The sequence below is a fragment of the Vibrio sp. 14N.309.X.WAT.E.F5 genome, from assembly GCF_030397615.1.
Classification (GTDB): domain Bacteria; phylum Pseudomonadota; class Gammaproteobacteria; order Enterobacterales; family Vibrionaceae; genus Vibrio; species Vibrio lentus.
On record NZ_JAPNXR010000003.1, the window covers coordinates 332,096 to 357,490 of the forward strand.

At 41.9% G+C, this 25,395-nt stretch carries 25 protein-coding genes; 4 read left to right on the plus strand and 21 right to left on the minus strand.

The features are described from left to right. The first annotated feature begins 160 nt into the window (after positions 1–160). The 4 genes from OW495_RS05870 to OW495_RS05885 all read left to right on the plus strand — a co-directional run bounded on the left by OW495_RS05870 (position 161) and on the right by OW495_RS05885 (position 4,284). Positions 161–730 (plus strand): porin family protein, encoded by a 570-nt coding sequence (locus OW495_RS05870; protein WP_280533972.1) that lies wholly within the window; start codon positions 161–163, stop codon positions 728–730. 234 nt (positions 731–964) lie between these two features. Further along, entirely contained in the window at positions 965–2,587 is a 1,623-nt protein-coding gene (locus OW495_RS05875) for a phosphoethanolamine--lipid A transferase (protein ID WP_289885553.1), read from the plus strand. 403 nt (positions 2,588–2,990) lie between these two features. Then, positions 2,991–3,821: a winged helix-turn-helix domain-containing protein gene (locus OW495_RS05880; RefSeq protein WP_102513582.1), complete on the plus strand. Its 831-nt coding sequence runs from the start codon at positions 2,991–2,993 to the stop codon at positions 3,819–3,821. Next, complete coding sequence (locus OW495_RS05885) at positions 3,808–4,284, plus strand: hypothetical protein (RefSeq protein ID WP_019824557.1); 477 nt, start codon at positions 3,808–3,810, stop codon at positions 4,282–4,284. The genes OW495_RS05880 and OW495_RS05885 overlap by 14 nt, the downstream gene beginning before the upstream one ends. 68 nt (positions 4,285–4,352) lie before the next feature. Here OW495_RS05885 and OW495_RS05890 read toward each other — a convergent pair whose 3' ends face one another. From OW495_RS05890 to OW495_RS05990, 21 genes are all read right to left on the minus strand, one after another. Beyond that, the gene (locus tag OW495_RS05890) at positions 4,353–4,730 is read right to left on the minus strand and encodes a hypothetical protein (RefSeq protein WP_017107700.1); all 378 of its coding nucleotides are present in this window, start codon (positions 4,728–4,730) and stop codon (positions 4,353–4,355) included. Between the two features lie 45 nt (positions 4,731–4,775). Next, on the minus strand, positions 4,776–5,009 hold the full coding sequence (locus OW495_RS05895) for a flagellar biosynthetic protein FliQ (RefSeq protein WP_017107701.1): 234 nt from the start codon (positions 5,007–5,009) through the stop codon (positions 4,776–4,778). Further along, entirely contained in the window at positions 4,996–6,318 is a 1,323-nt protein-coding gene (locus OW495_RS05900; RefSeq protein ID WP_289885558.1) for a hypothetical protein, read from the minus strand. Before OW495_RS05900 ends, OW495_RS05895 begins: the two co-directional genes overlap by 14 nt. Before the next feature lie 16 nt (positions 6,319–6,334). Beyond that, on the minus strand, positions 6,335–6,739 hold the full coding sequence (locus OW495_RS05905) for a hypothetical protein (protein WP_065105930.1): 405 nt from the start codon (positions 6,737–6,739) through the stop codon (positions 6,335–6,337). Next, positions 6,693–7,955, minus strand: a complete 1,263-nt coding sequence (gene vscN2 / locus OW495_RS05910; protein ID WP_102513580.1) for a type III secretion system ATPase VscN2 — start codon at positions 7,953–7,955, stop codon at positions 6,693–6,695. The genes OW495_RS05905 and vscN2 overlap by 47 nt, the downstream gene beginning before the upstream one ends. After that, positions 7,955–9,421, minus strand: a complete 1,467-nt coding sequence (locus OW495_RS05915) for a secretin N-terminal domain-containing protein (protein ID WP_019824561.1) — start codon at positions 9,419–9,421, stop codon at positions 7,955–7,957. The genes vscN2 and OW495_RS05915 overlap by 1 nt, the downstream gene beginning before the upstream one ends. After that, positions 9,411–9,662 (minus strand): hypothetical protein, encoded by a 252-nt coding sequence (locus tag OW495_RS05920; RefSeq protein WP_017107706.1) that lies wholly within the window; start codon positions 9,660–9,662, stop codon positions 9,411–9,413. The genes OW495_RS05915 and OW495_RS05920 overlap by 11 nt, the downstream gene beginning before the upstream one ends. Beyond that, a complete protein-coding gene (locus tag OW495_RS05925; protein ID WP_076670915.1) occupies positions 9,655–10,338 on the minus strand; it encodes a type III secretion system apparatus protein VscT2 in 684 nt (227 codons plus the stop codon). Before OW495_RS05925 ends, OW495_RS05920 begins: the two co-directional genes overlap by 8 nt. A 1-nt stretch (position 10,339) precedes the next feature. Beyond that, on the minus strand, positions 10,340–11,026 hold the full coding sequence (locus OW495_RS05930; RefSeq protein WP_017107708.1) for a flagellar type III secretion system pore protein FliP: 687 nt from the start codon (positions 11,024–11,026) through the stop codon (positions 10,340–10,342). 52 nt (positions 11,027–11,078) lie between these two features. Further along, on the minus strand, positions 11,079–11,354 hold the full coding sequence (locus OW495_RS05935) for a hypothetical protein (RefSeq protein ID WP_019824564.1): 276 nt from the start codon (positions 11,352–11,354) through the stop codon (positions 11,079–11,081). A gap of 139 nt (positions 11,355–11,493) precedes the next feature. Beyond that, on the minus strand, positions 11,494–14,955 hold the full coding sequence (locus tag OW495_RS05940; protein WP_102513579.1) for a hypothetical protein: 3,462 nt from the start codon (positions 14,953–14,955) through the stop codon (positions 11,494–11,496). A gap of 222 nt (positions 14,956–15,177) precedes the next feature. Further along, positions 15,178–15,702: a winged helix-turn-helix domain-containing protein gene (locus OW495_RS05945; protein ID WP_019824566.1), complete on the minus strand. Its 525-nt coding sequence runs from the start codon at positions 15,700–15,702 to the stop codon at positions 15,178–15,180. Between the two features lie 327 nt (positions 15,703–16,029). After that, positions 16,030–16,242: a FliM/FliN family flagellar motor C-terminal domain-containing protein gene (locus tag OW495_RS05950; RefSeq protein ID WP_019824567.1), complete on the minus strand. Its 213-nt coding sequence runs from the start codon at positions 16,240–16,242 to the stop codon at positions 16,030–16,032. A gap of 3 nt (positions 16,243–16,245) precedes the next feature. Next, positions 16,246–16,911: a hypothetical protein gene (locus OW495_RS05955; RefSeq protein WP_102513578.1), complete on the minus strand. Its 666-nt coding sequence runs from the start codon at positions 16,909–16,911 to the stop codon at positions 16,246–16,248. 12 nt (positions 16,912–16,923) lie between these two features. Continuing rightward, complete coding sequence (locus OW495_RS05960; RefSeq protein WP_076670909.1) at positions 16,924–17,928, minus strand: hypothetical protein; 1,005 nt, start codon at positions 17,926–17,928, stop codon at positions 16,924–16,926. After that, positions 17,915–18,310 carry a hypothetical protein gene (locus OW495_RS05965; protein WP_017107715.1) on the minus strand — a complete coding sequence of 132 codons (396 nt, stop codon included), beginning with the start codon at positions 18,308–18,310 and terminating at the stop codon, positions 17,915–17,917. Before OW495_RS05965 ends, OW495_RS05960 begins: the two co-directional genes overlap by 14 nt. Next, on the minus strand, positions 18,300–19,058 hold the full coding sequence (locus OW495_RS05970; protein ID WP_019824571.1) for an OmpA family protein: 759 nt from the start codon (positions 19,056–19,058) through the stop codon (positions 18,300–18,302). The genes OW495_RS05965 and OW495_RS05970 overlap by 11 nt, the downstream gene beginning before the upstream one ends. Next, positions 19,042–20,085: an EscU/YscU/HrcU family type III secretion system export apparatus switch protein gene (locus tag OW495_RS05975; protein WP_019824572.1), complete on the minus strand. Its 1,044-nt coding sequence runs from the start codon at positions 20,083–20,085 to the stop codon at positions 19,042–19,044. Before OW495_RS05975 ends, OW495_RS05970 begins: the two co-directional genes overlap by 17 nt. A gap of 10 nt (positions 20,086–20,095) precedes the next feature. Beyond that, positions 20,096–21,985, minus strand: a complete 1,890-nt coding sequence (locus tag OW495_RS05980) for an FHIPEP family type III secretion protein (protein ID WP_102328013.1) — start codon at positions 21,983–21,985, stop codon at positions 20,096–20,098. Next, on the minus strand, positions 21,982–22,578 hold the full coding sequence (locus OW495_RS05985) for a hypothetical protein (protein WP_017107719.1): 597 nt from the start codon (positions 22,576–22,578) through the stop codon (positions 21,982–21,984). The genes OW495_RS05980 and OW495_RS05985 overlap by 4 nt, the downstream gene beginning before the upstream one ends. A 128-nt stretch (positions 22,579–22,706) precedes the next feature. Next, entirely contained in the window at positions 22,707–25,286 is a 2,580-nt protein-coding gene (locus OW495_RS05990; protein ID WP_289885575.1) for a hypothetical protein, read from the minus strand. Positions 25,287–25,395 lie beyond the last annotated feature (109 nt).

Sequence of the window (25,395 nt, forward strand, 5' to 3'; positions counted from 1 at the left end):
GCAGCACAGTAAAGTGAGTTTTTGTATCTATGTAACGATTCAACTTACAAAGCCATACAGTAATAGGTACAAGACTACGGAATAATGCTCACCAACGGTCGAAAGGTCGCAAAACAAAAATTATTGATACTGGCATGACATTAAAGAGTGAGTAACGAAGATGAACAAGTTAACAAAATCAGCATTAGCACTAGGTTTAATCAGCGCAGTTTCTCTTCCTGCTTTAGCAGCAGGTACTGACGGCGGTGCGTACATTGGTGGCGGCCTTGGCGTATACCAAGATTCTGATACCGATGGTCAAGGTAATTTAGATTCAGATGGCATGGGCTACAACCTATACGGTGGCTACCAATTCAACCGTATCGTAGGTGTTGAACTTGGCTACAACGATTACGCGGACTACAAAAAAGGCACTGCAAAGCTGTCTCCGACGTCTGTTTCTTTGTCAGCAAATCTTGGTTACACATTCGACAACACAATCCGCCCATTCGTATTGGCTGGTTTAAGCTCTGTTGACCTGAACGCAAACAAGAGCGCTGGTTACGATGATGATAGCGGTACTGGTTTCCACTTTGGTGTTGGTGTTGAATACACGCCAATCGAACATCTAACACTACGTCTAATTTCACAAGCAGACGCAGTGAGTGTTGAAAACGACTACGGCTTTAAGAAAGAAGACAAAACACTAGCATTCAGCAGCATTAGCTTCGGTGGTTCATACAACTTCTAATGTGATTGAACCACATAGAATAAGCTGAACATACTAATTCACTTTGCTGTTCCACCTTGTCATGAAGGTCACTCAGTAAAGTGAATTTTTTGTATCTACACAACCCATCGCGTTATGTCACTTTAGCCGGTTTATCGCTCACCATTACTTATTTGGGCTTTATGCGTTGATATTAGAGCTTTCTTGGTAGCGAGACTAAAATAAAGGAATAAGAGACGCAGGAAAACAAAACCTATGAACCTTCCAAGCTTAAACATGTCGATAAACAAGCTGCCCTTTGTGTTGGCTGTGTATTATCTGCTTGTCATCAACATCCCTCTCTCCCTAGAACTGTTTAGTATTGTTCAGGCATCAAAGTCTGAAAGTGTAGCGTTTCTTATATCCATCCCGATTTTCTTCCTTGCTGCCTTCAATTTTATCTTCCAAGTCTTTAATTGGCCGATATTCTCCAAGCCGTTTTTTATTTTATTGCTGATCACCTCGACACTCGTCAGCTACAGCATGTTCAATTACGGCATCTATGTAGACTACGGGATGATAGAAAACGTATTCGAGACCAATAGTGGTGAAGCAGCAAGCTATGTAAGTACCCACTCCATCTTATGGTTACTCGTGATGGGCGGTATTCCGTCACTCATCCTCTTGTTAACCAAACTTAAGAGAGAGCCTTGGAAAGATTTCTTTGTCTGGAAGTCGATTGGGCTGCTCTCTTCTTTGATCGTCATCGCCATTATTGCAGGGCTGTTTTACAAAGATTACGTTTCGATTGGCCGCAATAACTCGCACATCAAAAAGATGATCATCCCAACCGAATACGTGGCATCAACGGTCAAATACATCAATAACACCTACATAAAAGAGCCTATCCCTTATCAAGAGTTAGGGTTAGATGCGCAGCTAAAACCAGAAGCGAAACAAGCAGAAAAACCAACATTGTTAGTGTTTGTTCTTGGTGAAACCGCACGTGTATACAACTACCAATATTATGGCTATGAGAAAGAAACCAATGCTCATACCAAGCCTTACAACCCGATATTTTTCTCTGATGTTCAATCATGCGGAACCGCCACCGCCGTTTCAGTACCGTGCATGTTCTCAAACATGAATCGCAGTAACTACGATCGCGACAAAGCTTACAACCAAGATAACGTGGTCGACATTATGAACCGTGCGGGGATCCACTCCATCTGGCGAGAACATGATGGGGGAGACAAAGCCGTCGCACATCGAATCAAAGAAATGACTCTCGTCGCCAAAGACAGTGACCCTCTGTGTAATAACGATGTATGCTACGACACGGCAATGTTAGAGAACTTTGAGCAAGATACTCAAGATCTTGAGCAAGATAGCATCATTTTCTACCACATTTCGGGGTCTCATGGCCCAACGTATTTTGAGCGTTACCCTGACGAACATAAGAAATTTGCGCCAGACTGCGCTCGCGCCGACATTGAAAACTGCACCAAAGAGGAAGTAGTTAACACCTACGACAACACCATCTTGTACACGGATTTCTTTCTCTCACAGGCGATTCAGAAACTGGAGAAACTGACCGACAAATACAATGTCGCGCTGATGTATATCTCGGATCACGGAGAGTCTTTAGGGGAGAATGGTGTGTATCTTCATGGCATGCCCTACTCTCTGGCACCAAAAGAGCAGACTCACGTACCTATGATCCTATGGATGTCTGATGGTTTTGCTGCGCAGAAAGGGATAAGCGAGACCTGCTTAAGAAAGGCGGGAAAAGAGCAGAGCTTTTCTCACGATAACCTGTTCGACTCCTTGCTTGGCCTGATGGACGTTCAAACCAAAGAATACCGAGAGAACCAAGACATCTTCGCACCGTGTCGGTAGTTCTTTTCAAATACTGATTTTAAAGGGGCTCATTGTATGGGCCCCTTTTTGCTTTCTATCTAATCTAAAACTGTCGTTTTACTCACACCAGTCTTGCAGGGAGCGGTGGGGAAATTTAAATAGTATGCAGTAAAGTCACGATTGAAATGACATAGAAAGCGACTCAAAACCTTTGACTCAATTTATAAAGGGCAAGGTGATCAATTATACTTATTAGGTTAACAACAGCTCAATTTGAGGTATAGTTGCCGATTGAAGAACATTTGATATCTAGTTTAATGTTTATTAATACTTGCATGTTTAACGAATCAGCTAAAAACGCTCCGTATTCGTCACTTGACCTCCTTACAGAATATCACCAAGAAGCAAGTTTCTTTCACTATATCACTGAAGGAAACACAAAATGACGAGAGCCTTTAAAGTCAAGCAATTCGTTTTAATCGAGGACTCTCTGTTTATTCTCGACTCAAAAACCAATCAACAGTTGCGAATAGGTACACATGATTTATTAACTCTCAAAGAGTTGTGCTTTCATGCAGGAAAGATCGTTTCTAAAGAATCGCTATTGGAAAAAGGATGGCCTGGAAAAATCGTTTCTGATAGTTCACTAACCCAATCGATTCGTAACATACGAACGTTGTTAGGCGACAACGGCAAAGAACAAAAATGGTTAAAAACCGTCCCAAAAATCGGCTACGTACTAGACGAATCTATCGTTCACAAGATCAGTAATGAAAGCCTTTCTGTTGATAGCTACATAGAACCATTTCAAAAAGAGGCTAAATTAATAAAAGAAATACAAAAAAACAACATACCTCGACTTAAGCGGTGGCTAAACTGTACAAATAACCTCAGTTGTGGGTTTAAACTAACAATACTGAGCTTACTTTTAGTATCGACTGCTAATTTGTCATATAAGGTTTACAAGCTGATATTAATCAAACAAAAAACAACTAAATATCCAAAAATAAGCTTTGCACAAGGGACAACAACAATCTATTCGGACAATACAAAGTTTGCTTTAGAAGCAGGTAAAGAAATTGATTGTTGGCTAGATAAAAATAAAATTAAGCCACAAAGAATTGATGTCTTACTATTAAAAGAGAACCTCTCTTTTGCTATCGTAGATCAGCAGGGTAAAATCACCAATAAATTAATTTTATTAGAAAAAGGATTTGAAAATAAGCAAGTCGTAAAACTATTAGTCGATGAGGTAAGTCATGCTTTCAATTAGTTTATTCCTTGTCGCTTTCCTCAATATTTTACTCTTTATTATCTACGGTTTCAGTGACACTCCTGGCGTTGCTTATGATATAGATTACCGAGTCGAAGATGTTGCAAGCGACTACTGCGGCCGTAGTAAGTCACAAATATACTTCGATGATAACAAATTCGAAATGAAGTCAGTCGTTGAAGAAATTACTCCAAATAACGAAAAGTTGTATTTCGAAACACAAAAAAAAGGAACGTATTTATCGCTCAGTGAAAACGTTTATAGTATGAGTTTCACTGAACATACCTCTAATTTTATTGGAAACAAACGCCTACCTGAGACTCCTATCATAAACAGTTTTTATAGCGCAGAACGGTATCTACCCAACCGAAACTTGATTGAAATAAAACACCGAAGTGAAAACTACCTTATTTTAATAAGTTTTATTAATGGTGGCCAGATTCTTGCTCTGGAGCGACACTAAGATACTTCACAATAATGACATCCATGTACAGGCTAAACAATTTCCCCACAATAACGTTTAATGAACGTTTATATCTTTATGCAATGCACCGCTTTGTTAAATAGCGTCAGTTTGTCGGCCAACTGCCTTTCTACACTCGCGGCATTGACCTCCCACTCTGATACCATAATAAGTTTATCTTTAGTGGTGTTCATAAATACCTGCTCATCAGACATCAATAATTCAACCAGTTTTGATGCTTTGAGAGCCAAGACACGTCGATCACGTAAAGGTATTTCTACGAACGCTTGAATACTCTTTTCATTCAGTGAAATAAAAATCTCCTCTCCATCGACCAACTCAATAGCAATAGGTTGATTACCCTCGATTCTTGACAACATGTTCGCGGGTACTCCTAGGTTTTCGACCAAGGTTTTGAATACTATTTCTCGCAACTTTTTCAACATTAACTCCTGTGAACTTACAATATTTAAACTTGATGTAAATAATGGTTATAGCTGCCGGAACAACAAATGAAACTGGTCATAAATGTTGCCTCCAACCTGAGTGAGCAAGATGATGAAAACAACCAACTTTGCCGCCATAGGTAAACCAGGGTCCTGGACGCTAAACACCGTTTGAAGCAGACCAACAACCACACCAGTTATCACAAAACTCAACGAAAATATAATGATCGCATCTTTCACTATGTCCAAACAGGCTGCGGTCACATCAAGTACGGTCATAAACATCCTCTAGAAAACTAGTCACTTGGTGCTCCTCAAATTCAAATAGATAATATTTATTACGAAACAGAACTCGATAACTATTGACCAGAGGGTATTGCCAGAACATTTCTGGTGCGAGCTCGAAGTGCGTTCTCGTTGTTCTCTCTACTGGTACTAGTGTTTGTAATGCAAGCGATGACGGGACAGTCAATCCTCCTCGGTCTGTATTGGTTTTTACCACCTCCCTATGGAAAATATCGTGGCTTGCTTTCCCTTCCTCAGAGATCACGGTAGTGAGTGCGACTTGATTGACCAATTCAGACGAGACAGCACCCCGTTGAACCAGAGTTGATCTCTGCGAAGTGACTCGACCACTCAATGTATGTCGCCCTGACGGAGTAAAGGGAAGCGATAGCGTCCCTGTTCGATTTGGCACATCAGACATTGTAGGCACTGCTTTACCCGAAAAACTATTATTCAGACCTTGCTCCTTGGAATACCTAGGCTCGGGGGGAGCCATGACCGCTCTAGTTCGCCAGATCTCATCTAGAACAATAGGACCTGTCTTCGCAATGCTACTTCGGTCTCGGTCATCGAGAGACCTAAACTCGGGCAGAGTAGTTCTTTCCTTTGAATGACTGGTCACGCCTGGCTCGGTAATACCAATCTTAGCGACAGAGCTATTACTCATTTCACGCTGGTCGATAGATCTAGTTACTTGGGGCATTCCGAATCGACTAGTCACATTAGGCTCGGCATTACCAGCCGTAGCAACAACACCATGACTCCGTTCTCGTTGATGAAGAGGAGGAGCTAGGGTCACCTCTGCTGAAACCTGAGTAACAGGATGATGTTCTCGCCCTCTTAAATTTGATAGTTGTCCCATGAAGGCTTTATCTAAATCAGCAACCATTGGCATTGTATTTAACAATGCATGCACGACCTTGGCATCCAGCGATAAACTCACTTTTTGTAACGTTACCCTGTTCAACATTGGCTGACCATATCGCAGCGTTCCTGCTAGACCTAATCCAGATTGACCATCAGAATCTCGCTTGACGATAACCAAAGGATCAATTGCGGCTTTGCTTTCAACGACAGGTTGATCCCTCTTATTCTCACAGCTCTGCTTGGGTTCCTTAATACAAAGGTCACCAAAAACATTCGTTTGGGGGATTCCTTTTGCTATCAGAAGCTCAACTTTAATCTCAGTTTCTAACTCTTTATCGTCGAAAAGCAGAAGTGTATCTAAATCAGGTTCGCGTAAATCAGTGAGGTGTTGATCCAACTCGAATCCTTCACCAGTATTGAGTGTCGTACGAGTCACCTCACTGATAAATAAGTTAATCATGCTTTTCATACCTCATCTTCTCGCGAAGTTCGGCGAGCGCGTCCTTTCGCTTTTCTAATCTTCGCTTTTCCGCTTCAACATCTGTTATTTGATGCGCCAGTTCTTGTGCATTCTGACGCTTTATCGAGGCATCAAAGAACAAAGACTCTATCGCTGATTTGGTACTTTCTCGGCGCATAAACAACCGACTAAGGGCGTTAGATTCACCAACGACATTAAGACACTTCAAATAACGCTGTTGCTCCTCAATTTCTTGCCACTTCTCTTCAATGAAATTGACCAATTCCTGATACTGCTTCCTCAGGTTAACGAGCTTTCTTTGCTGTTTACCAATACGAATATCAACAATATCAATAAGCTGTCCAAATTCCTTCCATCGCTTCGAGGGTTTGCTCATATTCCACTCCATCGAACCCTTGCTTTAAGAAAGACATAATGTGCGGATAACGATCTATCGCCTCATCGGTTTCTAAGTCATTTCCTTTTTCGTACTCTCCAACTCGAATCAACAACTCAACATTGAAGTAGCGATAAACCATGTCTTTTACCCGTTCCGATAACCTTACGAACTCATGGCTCTGAACTTTATTCTGCAAACGACTTTTACTTTTTAAAACATCGATAGCAGGGTAACGGCCAGTTGATGCTATTGTCGTCGAATAAACCAAATGACCATCAATCAGAGACTTCACTTCATGCGCGATTGGGTCATCATCAATTTCCTTTTCAATCAATACCGTGAAGATTCCGGTTACAGAGCCAAACTTAGAGTTGCCACAGCTTTCCACCAAGCGAGACAAAGCGAGGGAAACGCCTATCGGGATTCCCCCTTTGATCGGCGTGTTATCCAGCATCGCTTGAGCGCGAGCAAAACGAGTCAGTGAGTCAAAATACAACACTACCTTCTTGCCCTGCTCCATATAATGACGAGCAATAGAGACGGCGACTAACCCTGAACGTACCTTCTCCAAAGGATTAGCTTCCGAGGTCGATACTATAGTGATCGATTTCTGAATGACTTCAGGGCCAATTTCACCTTCAAGGAACTCAACGACTTCACGAGCTCGTTCGCCAATCATGGCGAAGATCACGACATCAGCATCCATATTGTTCGCCATAATAGATACCGTAGTCGTCTTTCCGGCTCCTGCTGGTGCAAACAAACCAACACGTTGCCCCTCTCCAATGGTAAAAAGTCCATCAATAATTTTGAGTTTGGTTGGAAAAACGGTTTCAATCGGTGCGCGAACATTTAGAGGTATCGGCTCTACAGCAATTGGTAGATCATGAAACTGACCTTCTTGATTGAGATAGTTATCGCCATAAATCGATTCGCCATAGCAGTTGATCACTTTCCCAACCAAGGCATTTTCATTTAATGGGAAGCAGAAACGACGCGGCGTAATTTCAACTCGACCGCCACGCTGGACAGCTCCGGGCTGAAGAAGCTTTATCTCAACTCGCGATCCGGCAACTTTCATCACTTCCCCCCGAATACGCTCCATCGTAACCGTATCGATAAAACACTCCTGACCAACAAAGGTATCGACAGAAACATGACAAATAACCGTATCTTGATAGGACTCCTTGACCTTAAAACAGTGCGTCAACATTAGTTAATCACCTTAAAAGAGATCGATACGTAGCGTTTATATTTTCTCTTAGTTTCGTTAGTATTTTTAAACAACTCACCTAAAAGCGGAATACTAGAAAGAACGGGGACTCCGGTGACAGTTTGTTGGGTTACTGTATTGTCAAAGCCTCCCAAAATAACGGTTTGCTGAGGTTGGATATACACTTCTGACTGCAATGACTGAGAGCTAACTCTCGGCGGTTTTGACGTCCCGCCTCCCTCATCCTCGTCATCATCCAAAGATTCTTCAATATATTCGACTTTAGCTTGGACATCGCCAGAGGGAAGCAAACGACCAGTGACATAGAGGCTATTGTCAGCCTCAATCTCTTGAGTCTGGACTTGTTTCTCTGATATCAAAGTAATCGTTGCCGTATCTTTTTTACCAAAATGACCCTGCTGATTTTCCAGAATCAATAAATTGGTCTCATAAATACCGCGCGCAACCCCATTCGACGACAAAGCCTGAAAATTTTGTAGAAAATCCTTAGTTTGCGTAAACGGGGGCACCACTATGTCGTATATACCACGACTGCCATTTAACCAAGAGCTGTCTATTCCTAGGTTTTCACTTCTAGATACTGCGATGTCGTACACTTTGAGTGAAAATAATAATTGCTGACGCTTAATATCGATCAGAGCTGCAATTCGTTTCGCTAGCTTAACTTCAGCAGGTGTCCCACGGATAAGTAGTGCATTAGAGCCTGGTAAAGGCTGTACTTTGGAAGTTTTCTCTTCTTCATCTAGCTGTTGTTTATCCCCATCACTCAGCTTTACTTTGTAGGCTCTTTGAATAATTTCATCGTCGTTAACATTTTGGAATTGCCCAATGTTTATGATCGCGGCTGAAATCAAAGAAGTAGCACCGGGGAAGACAATGTTGCCGTCAAAAGTATCAATTTGTCGGTCAACCACAGAGAGGTAATGGAAATTGATTCTTGCCAGTTCAAGGTCATTACCATTCTCAAGAAACTGGTTCTTATCCACCATAGTCGCGTAACCGACCGCATCATTGACAAACTTTCGAGTACCAGAGAACAAGATAGAATTACCGCGTTCAACTAACTTCACCTTAGTTGTCGTGCTTATTTTGAAGGTTTGTTGGAGCTCTTTTAACAAGGTTTTCGGTGCGATGTTACGCGGTTTATAAGCATAATTGATATAAGCTTGACCCGACTGAACCGTGAGAGTACCGCCGTAAACATACCAGTCAAAGTCATATACTTCTGATAACTGGCTTAACAGATCCGCTCCATTCCCTGATAATGTCTGAGTAATCAACTGACGTTCAGTTTTGTTGTCTACATCTTCAACCAGCTTAACTTGCATCTCTTTAGCTATTGCTTTGAGCGCACCTTGCAAATTAATATCCTGCTGTTTAATCAACACTTCAGCTCGAACCAGTGTCGACAAAAAGATTAGGCACAGTAGTCGTTTATACTTCATCAATAATCTCTTCTAGACGTTGTTGATCTGCTTTCATACGGCGAATAGTTTCGTTAATCACAGTTTGTTCAATCACCATATCGACAACATCCTGCTCAGTAACAACATTATCCTCACCAGAAGAAGCTTCACCTAGAGCTTGCTTATTTTTATCTACCTGCTGAGCCACTAATTCGAAATCAGATTGAGTTTCTGATAGCCCAGTATTATAAGTGGTATTTATCATTTCAACTCTAGCCATAGCCTACCTTTTGCATCATTTGCTTGAAAACATAAAACTGGTCGTTCAGCAACCAGAGGTTAAGTAAAATAATCACCACGATCGCTTTAATGTTTGGTGTAACAAAAAGTGATAAGGATGCTTTTTTGAAAAACAGATCGACGTAACCGCAACAGACTGTAATCGCGAGCATAATAATGATGTACTTGCCTGCTACAATTACCATCATCTTCAAACTATCCGTGATGAGGAAGAACAAGGACTCAAAATCTAGATTGAGATTTGTCTCATTACTGTGCGCTATCACGTCAATGATCGGGCGAAACAAAGTACCGCTTTGCAATGCATAAACTAAGAAAGTTAAGCTACTTATTTTTGCCAACGCCTCCGATTCATCCGTAAAGCGTTTGTCCTGAACCGACTGCTCGTTAAGTAGTAATAACTGTTGAATAACGCTGCCTACGGTTCCACTAAGCCAGTAAGGAACAGAGGAGAACATCGCAAAAATCACCGCCGTTATCACCCAACCAAATGTTGGGATCTGGTCGAGTTGACTAGAATCAACAAAAATCGCTATTGCTGCGGCGATCGCAAGACAGGTAATGTTGTCTAAATAAAGCCTGGTCGGGTTATAAATTTTTAAAAAAAGGAAAAAACCAGCAAACAGCATCCAATTGGGAAATAATAATTCCCCCATATTAGCCAAGAGCTCTGAACAATAAAGTCCAGCTATCCGAGAAGTAGAAAACCGCCAGTTTCACGGGTGTTGAAATTACGGTAGGTGACAACATCGTCATACCAACACCACTCAAAATCACCGCAATCAAAAAGTCGATGCTGACAAACACCATGTACAATTTAAGTCCCAGTTCAAAACCCTGATATAGGTCAAGAATCAGATTGCCTAGAAAAAACTTAAACGTATCGTTATCCTCATCAAAATGAAGTGGAATATCGATCATACTTGTCAATTGATTAGTCTTAGTCTCAGCTCGATCCAACAATTCGGGGAAAAAATCAAAGATGTTACTGGCTAAATAATACATCGTAATATCTTTGGGCTGCTCTTCTTCCAATGTCAGATCCAATGGCAAACCAAGAGTCTCTTTCTTCTGTTCAGAGAAATAGGGCTTTACGCGCTCAATACCGGGCTTAATAACTGGCCATAAACTATTCAGCGCCATTAGCGCTGCAAGCAAGTTGACAACGATCGTAGGTGGTATCTGCTGAGTCCCAACCGCATTTTTAATAATGTTGAGCACAATGTTGTATTTAACAAAACCAGAAAAGCAGATAAAAAATACCGTTGACAACAACGCCAGCGTCAACAAAACGATCAGGTTTGCACCAGAAAATGCATTATCTGGACTAAGCAACTGAATCATAAACTGGGCTCACTTACAGCTAAAAGTAGCAGGGTCAAATGACCCCGACGTATTAAATATTTCGTGCAGAAGCTGAAATTGAATCTTTGACGGATTTTAGTGTTGACGTCGATGTTTGAGCGGCGATGCTCTGATCGGCCATCAACTGCTGAAGCTCAAGTGACTCGGACGCACTTAAGACTAGTGTTCCAGTAGGATCTTTCGTAAAAGTACCGTCGCTAGCTGTAGTACCTGTATGGTCTGTAATAAAAGTCGACACTTTGTCGTCTGCATTATCGATAAGGCCACCGAAAACGCCTGAAATATAACCTGTGCTTAAATTGGACATTGCTTGTTTCCATTATGTGATGTGTTGAGCGCATTATCACTAAACAACCTGTCACCACACAGTGAAAATTCCTGATAATTACCCTTATCATGCACACTCAAAAAAGGTCAGCTTTTACCACCCAAGACTCTTCTGGATATTAACTTGGTACACTATATAAAGAGCCATCAAGACGATTGATGACTTCAGGTTCACCCTCCTCTGAATACAAGAAGTTAATGTCACCTAAAGACTCATTAAGCATTACCTGGCTGAGTTTTTTAACTTTAACCATGGGTAAAACTCCAGCGGGATGACGACTCAACGAAGACGCTCGCATACACTCAATTTTACTCAACTTATAAAGACTCCGCCCAGTCTCACCTTTTCTATTCAACTGTTGATTCAAGGATTTAAAAATCGCCCTGACGCTTTTACTGTCTTGCACATCGTCAAGCTGCTCAAGGGTTTGTTTAAACTGATCAATTAACACACTTATGGGCATCTGATATTTTGCTACAGCTGTTACCGAAGATGCTTTGTCCACATTTAGCATTTGGCTCTGACTTTGGCTTGATGCACGTAAAGCTCTCAGCATCTTCCCCCCGGATGGATAAGCCTCCATTAACTGACCAAGAGACGCAGAATGTTTGGGCGTGATATGAAAAGCTCGGCGCATGTTATCCGCCCAACGAGAACTCCAGCTGATCTTTTGCTCATACGATACTTTTAAATGTTGTATATTCTCTGCAGCAATAGTTTTGATAACTTGATGAGAACCACTTTGCCTTGCATTAAACAAAGTCATAAGTTGTGATTTAGCGAGGTTTTGCGTTGCGATATCCCATTCAGGATGCTTTTCAATACATCGTTTGAAATTTTCTAGCACAGTACATAGCAGCTCAAGCTGTTGAGAAGTGATATCTGAACTGGCTGGCTTTGACTGTTGGCTGAGCTTACTAATCGTTTCCGTTGTTTGATGTTTTGTGGGGTAATGCGCAGTTAATCCATCACCAAATGGCTTAACTGACACAAACGTCTTTTCATCAATGGCTATTGGAAATGCATGGGTAGACGATAGCGGAAATAGCATCACGCTCGCACCACTGTTAGCTTCTGCATCCACACTGACAAAATAATCCACGCTTTGTGTGGCACTAGTTTGTTCCCCTAGCTTAAACTCCCTGGCTTGTTGTCTACTCAATTCGATGTCAATACCGGCTTTAACATACGTTCGAGGCATCACCATTGAAAGACTAGGAGAGGCATCAATGCCCAGTTGAAATCTGAATTGGCTATTTGCGGAACCACTCACCTTTGCTATTGATGAATCACTACTGGAAAACTGAGCCTTATTAAACTCAGTTTCAAGGCCCTGCTGCCAATCCTCTGTTCTAAATAGATACCCAAGAGTTTTCTGCAAATCATCATTACTCACATCAAAAGCAAAGCTCTGCTGACTGTCTTTCATTGCCGTTAACGCTAAAGTCGCTTCAAATGGCATAAGGGTGACTAAAGAGCCATTACGATATCTGACTAATTTAGTTAGATCTTCTAAGCCTCCACCAGTCCCAACGATAGCACTTGCGCCTTTTTCACCCTTGCGCACGAATTGAATTTGAGTTGTATTCCCCTCCAAAGAGAGCAGCTTACAGTCGTAATGCTTCTCATAGTTGGCGACCACCCCGGCGAAATATCCCCCAGAAAACGGTAACCCGAAATGAGCTACCCCCGCAAAACCACTCACCCCATAATGGGCACTTAGAGTCAAAGCATCGCCTTGAGGTAAAGTACTCACTCGATCGCTGATCTGCTCAGTGATCTGATGTGCTGGAGTTTGCCGCCCCATCCAATCATTCCAAATTTTTCCCAAACCACTATGGGTATTGCCCATAGACTCAGCTAATCTAACACCCGATTTATGGGCACTCCGCAGTGCCTTCATCGATGCAAGACCTCGTAAAACAGCCTGATTACATTCACCATGATTTTCAGTGAATAACTTATTAGCCAATGTTTGATTTGATTGTGCTTTACCCTGTTTAAACTGTTCGCTCACCTGAGTCGCTAAATAAAGGCGTGCATTGGTCAATGTGCGCTCAATATAAGGTAGATACAGGTCAAGATCTTGCAGGGTAAAAGGCGTTGATTTAGCTTCAGATAAAGCAGTCAATGACATTTGTATTGATGCAAACTGAGTGAAGTCAAACAACACATCAGATGAAGGGTGGCCGAGTAAATCATCCATTCGTTGCTGCAATGAAATGATTCGTTGTTTTAGGTGTTTATCATAAGAGCCATGCTCGCGTTTAAAACCTAACACTAACTGATCTAAGATGGTGGTACTGTTGGATAATTGCTTAGCTACCCCCTGCTTAGCCGGTTCAACACCTACTGTCGATGACCTATCAGAACCAGCTTGTACCGCCATGGCAATCCGCATTTCCTGATCCGTTTTCTTATACACCCTAGCTGAACTACTGATAATCTGGTTGAGTGATATCCCTTGCTCCCATTTTGACTGCAGGTACTCTTGCTGACTTAGTTCATGGGAAATTCGTTTCTCAACGGACATGATTACAGGAGAAACTTTCTGGCGTTCTATCTTATCCTTTACCCAATGAACTGAAGTTTGTAGGCCAGGATCAACGACTTTAGCGAACGACTTTACCGCATCAATTTTTCTTCCGCGATTCCACTTTTCATGACCACGAGACAACCGATGCTTTATACTGTCAATCCAACCCGATAAAGGCACATATTGATTTCCAATATGCTTAATTTTGTGATCTATAAAAGGGTTGGCATTTGCAAAATGGTTACTGTTATTGACGTTAAAATGCGCAAAAGCGATAGGAGGGCTGTCGGACACTATGGGAGATAAACTATTGTCCCCTTTTTGTAAAGTCAGATGCTGCGCATCAACATATCTTACCTTGGACACTTTAGTAGCACTTTCGATCACCACTTGAAGCGTTGAACCGCAAGGCTTTATGCTGGTAATATATTCATTGGAAGACAGGCGTAAATCAAGCTTCACGCTTTCCTCTTCACCTATCACAAGTTCTCTTGGGCTAGCTAGGATTACTTTCGTAGGTGTTTCACCCTTTAACATTATTACCGAGCAAGATTCAGTAGGCGTGTCTTTGACGTCAGCCTGAGCAGGTGTTTTATCGACTCGTACATTGAAGCCAGCTCCCTCTGCCCGCAGGTTCTCGGTAAATTCACCGATGAGCTTTAAAATGCAGTGACGTTCATTACCTGTTTTTGTGTCTCTGTAACAAGCATGAAGCTTATTATCGTGGCCAACCCACAAACGACTAAAGTGAGCATCGGGCGTCCTGACCTCTGCTTGGTAGTAGTTAGGCTTAGAAAAGCTTCGTTGATGCAAGAACTCACGTAATAAGCCTTTGTTCTTACCCGTAATTAAGACGAGTTTACCTTTTCTGAGCGACAGCATCATTTTTAAACCATGGTGGTCATCGACACTCGTCAAATCAATAAAATGTTTTGCTTCAATCTCTCGACGCTTTACGGGAGTAAACAAGAGACCTTGCTGGACTGAATCTACTTCCGTTCCACTGGATCGAGAATAAACAGACATTAATGATGTAGAGTACATAAACTTACCTGTTAGTTTTAACCGAACAAGTTTATCTATGCACGAAACAGGACATTATTGTAATTAATAAAAATGATAATATCGGAATAAATACGTCCATTGGATATTACATGAACTGTTTTTATTCAAATCACCTTAATTCGTAAAAACACTGAACTATCTAGCGTGTAGGTAGGAGAACAGCAACGACAAACGCCATTGCTATCCCAAGATGCAGAGAGTTCATCTCATAAAAAGCAGAATTCCAGTCGTCAGAACCGAGGCCAATAAAGAAGCAGAAAAAACCATTGTAAACCAAAATGTCCCCTTAACAGGGGAACTGATAGGTTCAGAAACAGAGTTAAGATAAGAAGAATTGATAACCGGTTTAGTGCTACTAACGATACTTTTAATCGCCAAGGTCGGTATATCTTCGGACGATAATTGGGCTACGGCCTCATCATCAAGAATCAACATATAACCCTCTTTCGGTACGGTTTTTATCTCGCAAGCCAGATCACTAAATAAGGCTAGCGATTTACGTAAATTGGAAATTGCTTTGGTCAGAGACGTTTCACTCACCAAAACCCTTCCCCAAACCTGCTCATGAATCTCATCTTTGCTTAATACTTGATTACTTCGTTCACACAGTAATTTGAGAATTGCAGCTTCCCGCCCCCCCAAATTCACAACGTGATCACAGGCAACAACCTCACGTTTTAAAATGTCAAAAATCACCTGATTTCCCAATACGTAATTTCTTTCCATCATTCACCCCTATATACACTGATTATTCTTGCTCTATTTTATTAACCCAAACAAGGCGATAAAACACCAACTCATCTGGATCGCTGACGTCACTCCACCCTAATATGCTGATTCAGTGTCTAATGTTAGAACCGCGTACTATTTTATGAGTAAATTAACGATAGAGATAATGTATTAATTTGGAAAAAAAATGATAAAAATGCCGTGAAAAACCCATGAATTTATAAAACACAAAAACCAGTAAAAATAAAAATATCAAAAAACCTCAAAAACTCATAAAAAGGACGGTTCAAATTTTTATCTTTGGTTATTAATGATTTAGCTTAGTTATGCTGTTACGTTAATTTCGTCAATTGCTACACAAAACTGCTCGTCAACTTTGACGAGTGTTCCTGTTGCAATCAGCTCATTGCCACTTTTAAGCATGACTTCAGACTGGATAAAGTCCGCTACGGGTTTAATCTGACCTTTATGTAACTGATTAAGTTCATCCAGAGTCATCGTGGTGTGTCCAACCACAACATCAATTGCAACTTTCATTATTTACCCCTGTGTAATCGCCACAATGGCACGGCGCACATCACGTATCTCTTCTTGAGCCGATGATATTTCCGTCATAATATTTTTAAACTCCTGCTGCTGTGTATCTAGGTCAACCTGAATCGTGTCACAGTACGCTGTCATCGTAGCATTGTATTCTTGTAAGGTTCCATAAGAGACCTTCATATCTTTTGTCGCACTGAGCTCCTTACCTGTAATTGCTGCGATTCCTTGCCCGTCATTTAAATCCTTCTTGATAATCCTATCAATTTCATCCAGAGCATAAACATCTGGATTTGATGATATTTTTACATTTTTCAGACCCGTCTCATCATTATTTGAAGGATCGGTATTAGGGAGTGTTTCTGCCATGATTAATCCCCATAACCGGTTAATTTCAGCAATAGCACTCGATTGTGTCTCTATTGTTTGAGCTGTCTCATCCGCTTTAGCGGTTTGATCCTCAATGTACTTGGATAACAGTTGATCAATAAGGTCTAGTGGATCGGAAAACCCAGGAGTAAAGAGATATTGTGACGAACTTGTATCCCGGCTTGCGTTGACTACTCGCTGAACCAGTGGGCTGTTTTCAACGATGGCTTTTGCTTGTTCCGAGCCCTGGTCTTGCACGCTCGGAACTCGCGTCATTCCAATATGAATTTCTGACATACTATTTTCCTACTATGGTTGAATTAGGTACACACGAGTTTTATGAGTATTTTTGAATACGACTTTGTCTCGAGTTATCGATTGAATGACCCCGAGGCTTGGGACAGTGCTACCTTCCCAATAGCGCCCTTGTTGGTCGTAAATATAGCCACCAGAAGTGGTTGAATAAAAAATTGAGTACGGGAATTCTCTACTAGAAATGACCTCGGTTTGGTCAAGTTTCGTTTTTAGGTTCGCCGTCAATGAGCCGAGCCCTGCACTCTTCAATAACTGCTCCGCTTTAACCCGATCTGACACAAACCAATTATCCCCCACCTTAGAAAACGTTAATCCATACTCCCCAAACAGAAGCATTATCTGATTCTCTTCTTCATAGGTATTAACCTGAACTTCATCTCTGCTAGCTTTAGATACCAACTGACTCTCAAGCGATTTTCCTGTCAGAGAAGAAACTAGCTCAATATCGAGTTGCGTTAATCGAAGGTATTGGTTTGATTCTACTAATCTAAGGTTGTCCTGCCAGTAATCAGGAAGAGCCTGCAGCGCTGCTTCATCAAAAACGTTTAACTTGCCGTCTTTAATAAAACCAGAACCCAACATATTTAAATATCCTGCAATCAACGTCTGCTGCTGATTATAAAAAAAAGCCAATGCTGTAGCCGCCAGTGCAACATTAAGGAGCAAAGTAAAAGCCACCACGGGCTGATACTGCCTAAAACCAAAACGACGTAACTTCGGGCTCCTCTCTCCTTCTTGATATAAGAAAAAACTCAACCCTTTAAAGCTGTAGACTCTATTAGCCACCAGTTTTTTAAGCTTATCGCCGCGACGAAAACCTTTCACGAACCATGCTTGATCTTCTATTTTAAAAACTAATTCCGTATCACTAGGAAGATATTCCGGCACAGAAAGTTGATTATCTCGCCTGACCTCTTTGTTGCCCATGAGAGAGAATGTTGTTTGCAATGGCAGCGATACACCGTGGAGGTGGCCGTCTACAAATTCAATCAACCACATGTAGTTTTATCTCTTCATCCAATATAGTGGTTTGAACAACAAACTCATTTAACAGACGGAGTAGTTCCTGAGGATGTTCCGGCAACGTAATATGGCGCATAAAATCAAAGTCTTGCTCTGTGATACAGGCGATGTAGCCGTCCGCCGTAAGGCGAAAATCGGCATTGAGCTTGAGCGACAGGTTAGCGGACAATGACTGCTGATTGATTTTTGTCACCAGCACAATTTGCCCATGTAAACCAAGCCTAGCGCCATTCTCAACTCTTATCTGCCGCTCTTTATATTGACAAATTAAAGCATCGCCTCCTTCAAGGTGAAGGCTGCCTCCGTGATTCAAGTGAACAAATTCATTGATCAATAAAAAAAACTTTCTATTTTTCATGTTTTTTTAACTTTACCTCTATCATGAAACGTCTTTGACCGACTCGCTGCTGCGCCGTATCTAGACCATTTTCAACACTACCTCTGATATGCACAGGGACATACCTCAATCCTTCTTCTATTAAAAATTCACGAGTCACTTTCGCTCGTTGGTCCGCCAGCGTTCGATTAGTAGAATAAGTGCCAGATGAATCAGCCACTCCATAAATAGTCACGCTTTGTACTGGCCACTTTTGTAATTCCGTTAACACAGCAATCAAAGAATTACGCGCTTTTCTGGTCAGACTAAACTCATTGACGGGAAACAAGTTTTCAAACTTAAGTAACAAACTTGAATGATTGAGTTCACTTTTGGAAATACCATAGACTGTTCGCCATTGCTCACCATCAAAGGCCTGGCTTCTTTCTGGTTCAACTAGGTTATTGACCGCCAGATAATTTTCACTACAGCTTTTCACTTCCGTCAGACCATAAGTATTTAGGTTAGCAATATAGAATCGATTTGCCTCTGTCGGTTGCGCAACCTCAACACAGGCTCTTTGGTGCGGCGATCCTTCTGCGTATTCCGGGGCCCGCCGAACCCAAAATCGCAAATTATCGGCATCGGCAACATTAGCGATCACCAAATTGTACACATCGGGTTTCCAATCATAATCGAGTATTAAATTGTCGTCTCGAACCTGGTTACTGCACGCGCTTAGCATGATCACCCCGACCAACGGGAGGCTGATTTTATTTAGATTGTTCATTCTTTTGATGCTTTTTAAGGGCAGATAGGATCATGGCCACGTCACGATAGAATTCTTTAGGAATAAAATCTTCACCGTGCTTCATCTTGCGATAGAAGGCTCGTGCCAAAGGTTTGTGTTCAATAATCGGCACGTTCATCATCTTTAAACGCTTTTTTTCTTCCTGAGCGAATAAGTCCGTACTGATTTTTAAGACAACCGGAGCTTTATCAATATGTGGTTCAAAACAGACAGGAACCAAAATATGAGTTGGGTTTGCCAAGGCAAATGTCGGTGTTCTACCTTTGGTAATAGGAGCCTCCATAACCTCGCGCATCTTTCTTTTGCGTTCTGATTTTATTTCGGGTGATCCTTCCGTTTCTTTCATTTCATTCTTCATCTCAGTGAACGTCATACGGTTTTTTCGTTCAAAGTGGTAACGCTCGACTAAGAAATCGACACAACCAACACTCACCCCATAAACAAAAAATAACAGTGACACCATCAATAGACAGAACACCAAGTTGTAGAGAAAGAAGCTGCGATTGTTGATCTCTTTGAGTGTATTAAGTTCGTCACCTGCAATATCAAAAACATACTTGAGCAAAAACAGAAGAAAAAGCAGCTCTAAGACCTTACGCAATGAGCGTGACATTGCCTCAATACCAAAAATATTCTTGAACCCAGTAACAGGGTGAAGCTTTTCAATTTTTAACCCCAAGGATTCGGTGTTGATAACATTTTTATTAATAACAACCCAATCAATAACCGCCATAATCATTTTGACCAGTACCAACCCCCCAATCACTGCACTAATCAATGAAAGCATCAACTTAAAACCAACTTGAACGTCGGAGTAAAGCATTTCTTCCATCCAACGGTCTGCGTTTTCGAAGAGTAGAAAAATGACACCAATTAGCACCACAGCAAACACAATCAACTCTAAAGTCGGCTCCGCCAGTTCAGTTTTGGGAAACTGCCCTTTCTTTTTCAGATCGCGTAATTTCTTTTCCGTAGGCGGATATTTTTTAGGTTCAGTGGATTCCATTTAAGTCCCCTTAACTTGCAATCTGAAGTGGCTCAGATGTCGCAACATAAGAAGAGTCGGCAATATCGCCATGGCTACACACCACAACTGTTGACATTACCTGCTGGAAAAAGGATTTCACCGGATTGACCTCGCTATCATTAACCACTAAAACAGGCTTACATCCGTACTGTGTCGTTAAACGCACCACTTCTTTACGCAAGCTTTGTTGAATATCAATCAATCGATCTACATCTTCCGTCTCACCCATAACAAATGATTCAATCAATTCCGTTAATGGGGGATCAAGTAGAGCAACATGCAGCTTATCTTGGTTATGAAGTAAGCGTGATGTAATCTCATAACGCGCTTGGCTACGAATGCGGATCAACCAGTTTTTAGGCTCGCTTTCAATACGAGACCAGTAGATCAGCGCCTCAAAAAAGCTAATCCTATCCAAATAGAATTCAGATGAACGGATCATCTCTTTCAAAACATCATGAACACGATTCAAACCAATCGCTGAGTCGATTTCGTTTTTCATCACTTCACTCTGCGTCGCCAACCCATCTACAATATTGCTGGTATATTGGAGGTTATATTTTTCCACTAAGCGTTTTCGTAGAAAGTAATCAACGATTGTCGAAACATTTGATACAACATCTTGATGGCGGATAAAAACATCATCCTCCATCACTTCAATTACAGACTGCGAAGCGTCATGACTAAAACGGAAAATACATATACCGGAGACATAGACTTCAATATCATTATCGAGCTGGGCATTAACAGTTACTGCAGGCACCCCCAAAGACTGCCCCCACAAAACTTGCTCAATATCTTCGACTCTACGCTGAATAACAAGCTGATGGTTACCTTCGCGAATAACAAATTTAAGCGACTGAAATACACCAGAACCTAACGGCTCAAATACCGCTATGGCTGTTGGCTGGGCTTGCTTACGCCATAATAAAAAAGCCAATAACGCGCACATCAGCGCGAGAGGTGCACAAACGTACAACAAGTTGCTATTAGATAGGCCAAGCGCAAAGATGACGAATCCGATGACCAATAGGCTTTTCCAGAACACACCAATTTGCGTCATTAACTGTTCAATAAAAGGACTTGATTCTTCTCCAGCACCTTTAATTCGGGTTAAGTAAACCCCACATGCCATCGAGAGCAACAAACTCGGGATCTGAGAGACAAGGCCATCACCAATTGTTAGAACCGAAAACCGACTCACACTCTCTGAAAGCGATAAGTCAAATTGATTGATGCCGACATAAATACCGCCAAACAGGTTAACTAGACTGATTAGAATCCCAGCGATAGAGTCCCCTTTAACAAACTTCATAGCCCCATCAAGCGAACCAAATAGTTTATTTTCAGTACTAAGATCTGAACGTAATTTTTGCGCCTGCTCACCAGTAATGAGGCCACTTTTCAAGTCACCATCAATCGTCATCTGTCTACCGGGTAGTGCGTCAAGAGAAAATCGGGCACCGACTTCGGCAACCCGCTCTCCGCCTTTAGTAACCACTAAAAACTGAACAATGGTGATAATGACAAAAATAAGTAGGCCAGAAATCAAATTACCGCCCATTACAAACTCGCCGACAGTTTCAATTACATCGCCAACATCCTCGTTTGCAATAATATTTCGGGTAGTTGCAATAGAAAGCAATAAGCGAAAGGTAGTCAGTAGTAGCACCACTGTAGGCAAAAAAGTGACGTTCAGAGGGTCATCATTTTCTAACATGATCACCAATAGCAAAGCGGAACTGATAAAGCTGACTAGAATAAATGCATCGATAATACCGCCAGGTAAAGTCACCAAAATAATGGTAGGCAATAGCAAAGCAATAATGACACTGCTCGGGTTGAACAGTAACGACCGACCTTTGAACCGAGTTATCATAATTGGTCCAAACCCGCTCTCAACTCATTAATGAGGCTAACAGTGTTAATACTGATAATACTGTCTTCATTCTCGATAGTTAAAACCACGCCATCTTCTTGGGTGATTTTTTTTACCGACAAGTTTCTCGCTTCATCATCAATTTCAGCGTGCAGCAACTCAACCAGGTGACCAATCAGATGGTCACTTTGATTCAATTTGGTTAGACGTGAATTGACCGAGGTAGCAATCGATCTTTTGAGTTCTTGCTTGACTTGATTGAAGTTGTTTTGTTGATCATTGAGCAATTCCGCCAGTTGATGTTGGGCATGTTCAAACCACTCACTCTGCTGACGCAGCCAACTTTCTATGACCTTATCGTAAGCTTTCTCCACGTATTCATTGAGTGCCTGCTCTTTGTCTTCAATCATCCGCAATACTTGTTTCTCAAGAATCTTTTGATGCTCTTGCGTTTGCTCTTCTATCGCCATCAACAACGCCTGAGCTTCGTGAAAAAGGCGTACCTCAGACTTTTTAATTACATTAGAGCTACGCCTGCGCTTAAGTGTGATTTGTGGAATCACTCGCTGTTCTGGTTCAATTTCAATGTACAAGGGAACACCTCTGTTCAATACTTCGGCGTACCTTAACCAATCAAGCTCACTGAGCTCAAAAGAAAAAAAAAGACTAAACCTGAACTTAGTCTTTTAATACAAACCTCTGCTTTTGACAGATTTATTCACTACGCGACATAAGCGATATTCTGTTTATCCAAAGGCCGTTCAGCTTTCCCGTTTATAATATTAAACTCTGAGAGCTGCTTTACTGATACCCCCTCTTGAAGCTTATGAAAAGACTCTCGTCGACTTTCATCAAGGTCCTTCACATTAGCAAAAATACCTTGCGTATAGTTTTGCGCAACACCACTAATGGCTGACCCAGCACTAAGGATCACTGGTCTTTGTTGAGTATTTGAATTGCTCGCTTGAACATTAACCCAACGAGCTTTACCACCTTGAACCTCAAACTTCCAACCACCCGATAAAATATGTTCTGATAGAAAAGCTGTCTCTTTCTTTTCAGGGATATCTTCTTTCGAGCTCACTTTAGATGAAATCAAAGAACCTTTAGAATCGCTACGAGATATCAACTCAGCCACCTTGACCTCATTAGTGGTCTGCTGTAATTCGATAAAACCGTCGTCGCTCAAAGGCTCCGAGGTATCGTTTCGAGATATCAACTCAGCTACCTTGAATTCATTAGTGGTCGGCTGTAATTCGATAGAATCATCATCGCTCAAAGGCTCCGAGGTATCGTTTCGAGATATCAACTCAGCCACCTTGACTTCATTAGTGGTCGACTGTAATTCGATAAAGTCGTCATCACTCAAAGGCTCCGAGGTATCGTTGCGAGATATCAACTCAGCCATCTTGACTTCATTAGTAGTCGACTGCAATTCGATAAAGTCGTCATCACTCAAAGGCTCCGAGGTATCGTTGCGAGATATCAACTCAGCCATCTTGACTTCATTAGTAGTCGACTGCAATTCGATAAAGTCGTCATCACTCAAAGGCTCCGAGGTATCGTTGCGAGATATCAACTCAGCCATCTTGACTTCATTAGTAGTCGACTGCAATTCGATAAAGTCGTCATCACTCAAAGGCTCCGAGGTATCGTTGCGAGATATCAACTCAGCCACCTTGACTTCATTAGTAGTCGACTGTAATTCAATAGAATCGTCATCGCTCAAAGGCTCCGCAGAGCCTTGATTTGACGAAAGTGACACAGAAGGAGCGTTATGTAATCGCTCACCACTGTTGATACTCGAACCCGCATCGGCTTCGTAGTTCTTACCTCTAATGGGGCCTTCAGTGGTTTGCACAGGAGTAAACTGATTCGTTTGTTTCCAACCGCTATTATCTTCACCTTTAACCCAGCCTAAAGAACCGGTTGTCGCAGAACTATCTAAGCCAGTTAAGATCCTATCCGATGTAACAAGATTTTCTTCTTTATATAAATGATGCTTTTCTGTTTCTGGCAGCTTGCCAAGCTCTGGTTCATTTTCAGGTTTTTCTGAACTATGTTGCTCACTCAAACCTGAATTTCCAGAACCTACCGAATGTGTCTCTTCCACCGGTCGAGATGAAATTGTAGAAAGCTGAGCGTCGTTACGATATTTCAGCTCAGCCGTCCTAACCTTTTCAGTTGTAAACTTTAATGCTGTAGAGTCGTCATCATCCAAAGGATCCTGATTACCTTGATTTGACGAAAGTGACACAGGAGGAGCATTATGCGAGCGCTCACCACTGCTGAGGTTCAGGCCTGCATCGGCTTCGTAATTCTTGCCTCTAATCGGGCCTTCAGTGGTTTGTACAGGGGTAAACTGATTCGTCTGTATCCAACTATCATTTTTTCCGTTTTTAACCCAACCTAGAAAACCGGTCGGAGGTGAAGAAGGTGTCCCAACCTGCTGTTGGTGAATATGCTGTTGATGAGTCGCTACCTTAGTAGGAGTAATAAGGTGCGGGTCTGCACGTAAATAAGCGTTCATCCCATCACTGAATGTACAATGAAACAGTTGACTGTTAGCGGAAGGGTCAACCAAAATTTGTTTCACGGTTTCATCTAGGGGCCCGGTCTGTTCAATGCTCGGTGATGGTACTTGGGTTATGTTAGTAACGAAAACAGACCGGTCTTGCTCTTGAACTAAAGTTTCTGAAGCTTGTTCCGAGGTTTGCGTCGCTGCATTTTTCGACGTGTGATCTGCGTTGGGCGTGGGTTGATAATCCGCACCAGGGTAGAGATAGATGTTACCATTGATGGTGATGTTATCTCCGGAGGAGATCACTGGAGCAAAGGTGAAATTATCACTATTAACTTTATTATAGTAGCTACGGTCGGCCTCTCCCTCACCTTTACCATCATCTTGCTCTGGTTGTGATGCGGGTTCTGGCCTTAAAGGATCGCTGTTAGCTGTCGGATGAGGCGATGTGCTCTCCTGCGGCAACTCTTCTTCAGGCTTTTTATTCTCCTTTTTATCTCCAGTGACAAATTGGCTGCCACCATACATGGTCACACACATAGCATTAATGTAAACCGCAGCAAACACCAAACCAATAGGCCCAGCTAACACCCCCATTGCAATGCCTCCTGTCACACAGGCACCAAGGTGAGCTTTCGCTTTCGTCTTGTCATGATATCGATTGGATTTCCTCTCGACCTTTTTTTTATTGTTGCTACTTTTTTTACAGGATATTTTTTTCTCAGCTTCGCTTTCCTCAGCTGCTGAACTATCAGAAGCAAACGCTGACGTTGCGACCATTAGTCGGTCTGGACTTTCATCACTAGGCACAGTCGTCTGTCGAGGGCTAACTGACGCTATCAGAGACCTATCTCCTCTTAAACTATCAGGCCGACTTTCATCGGTATTG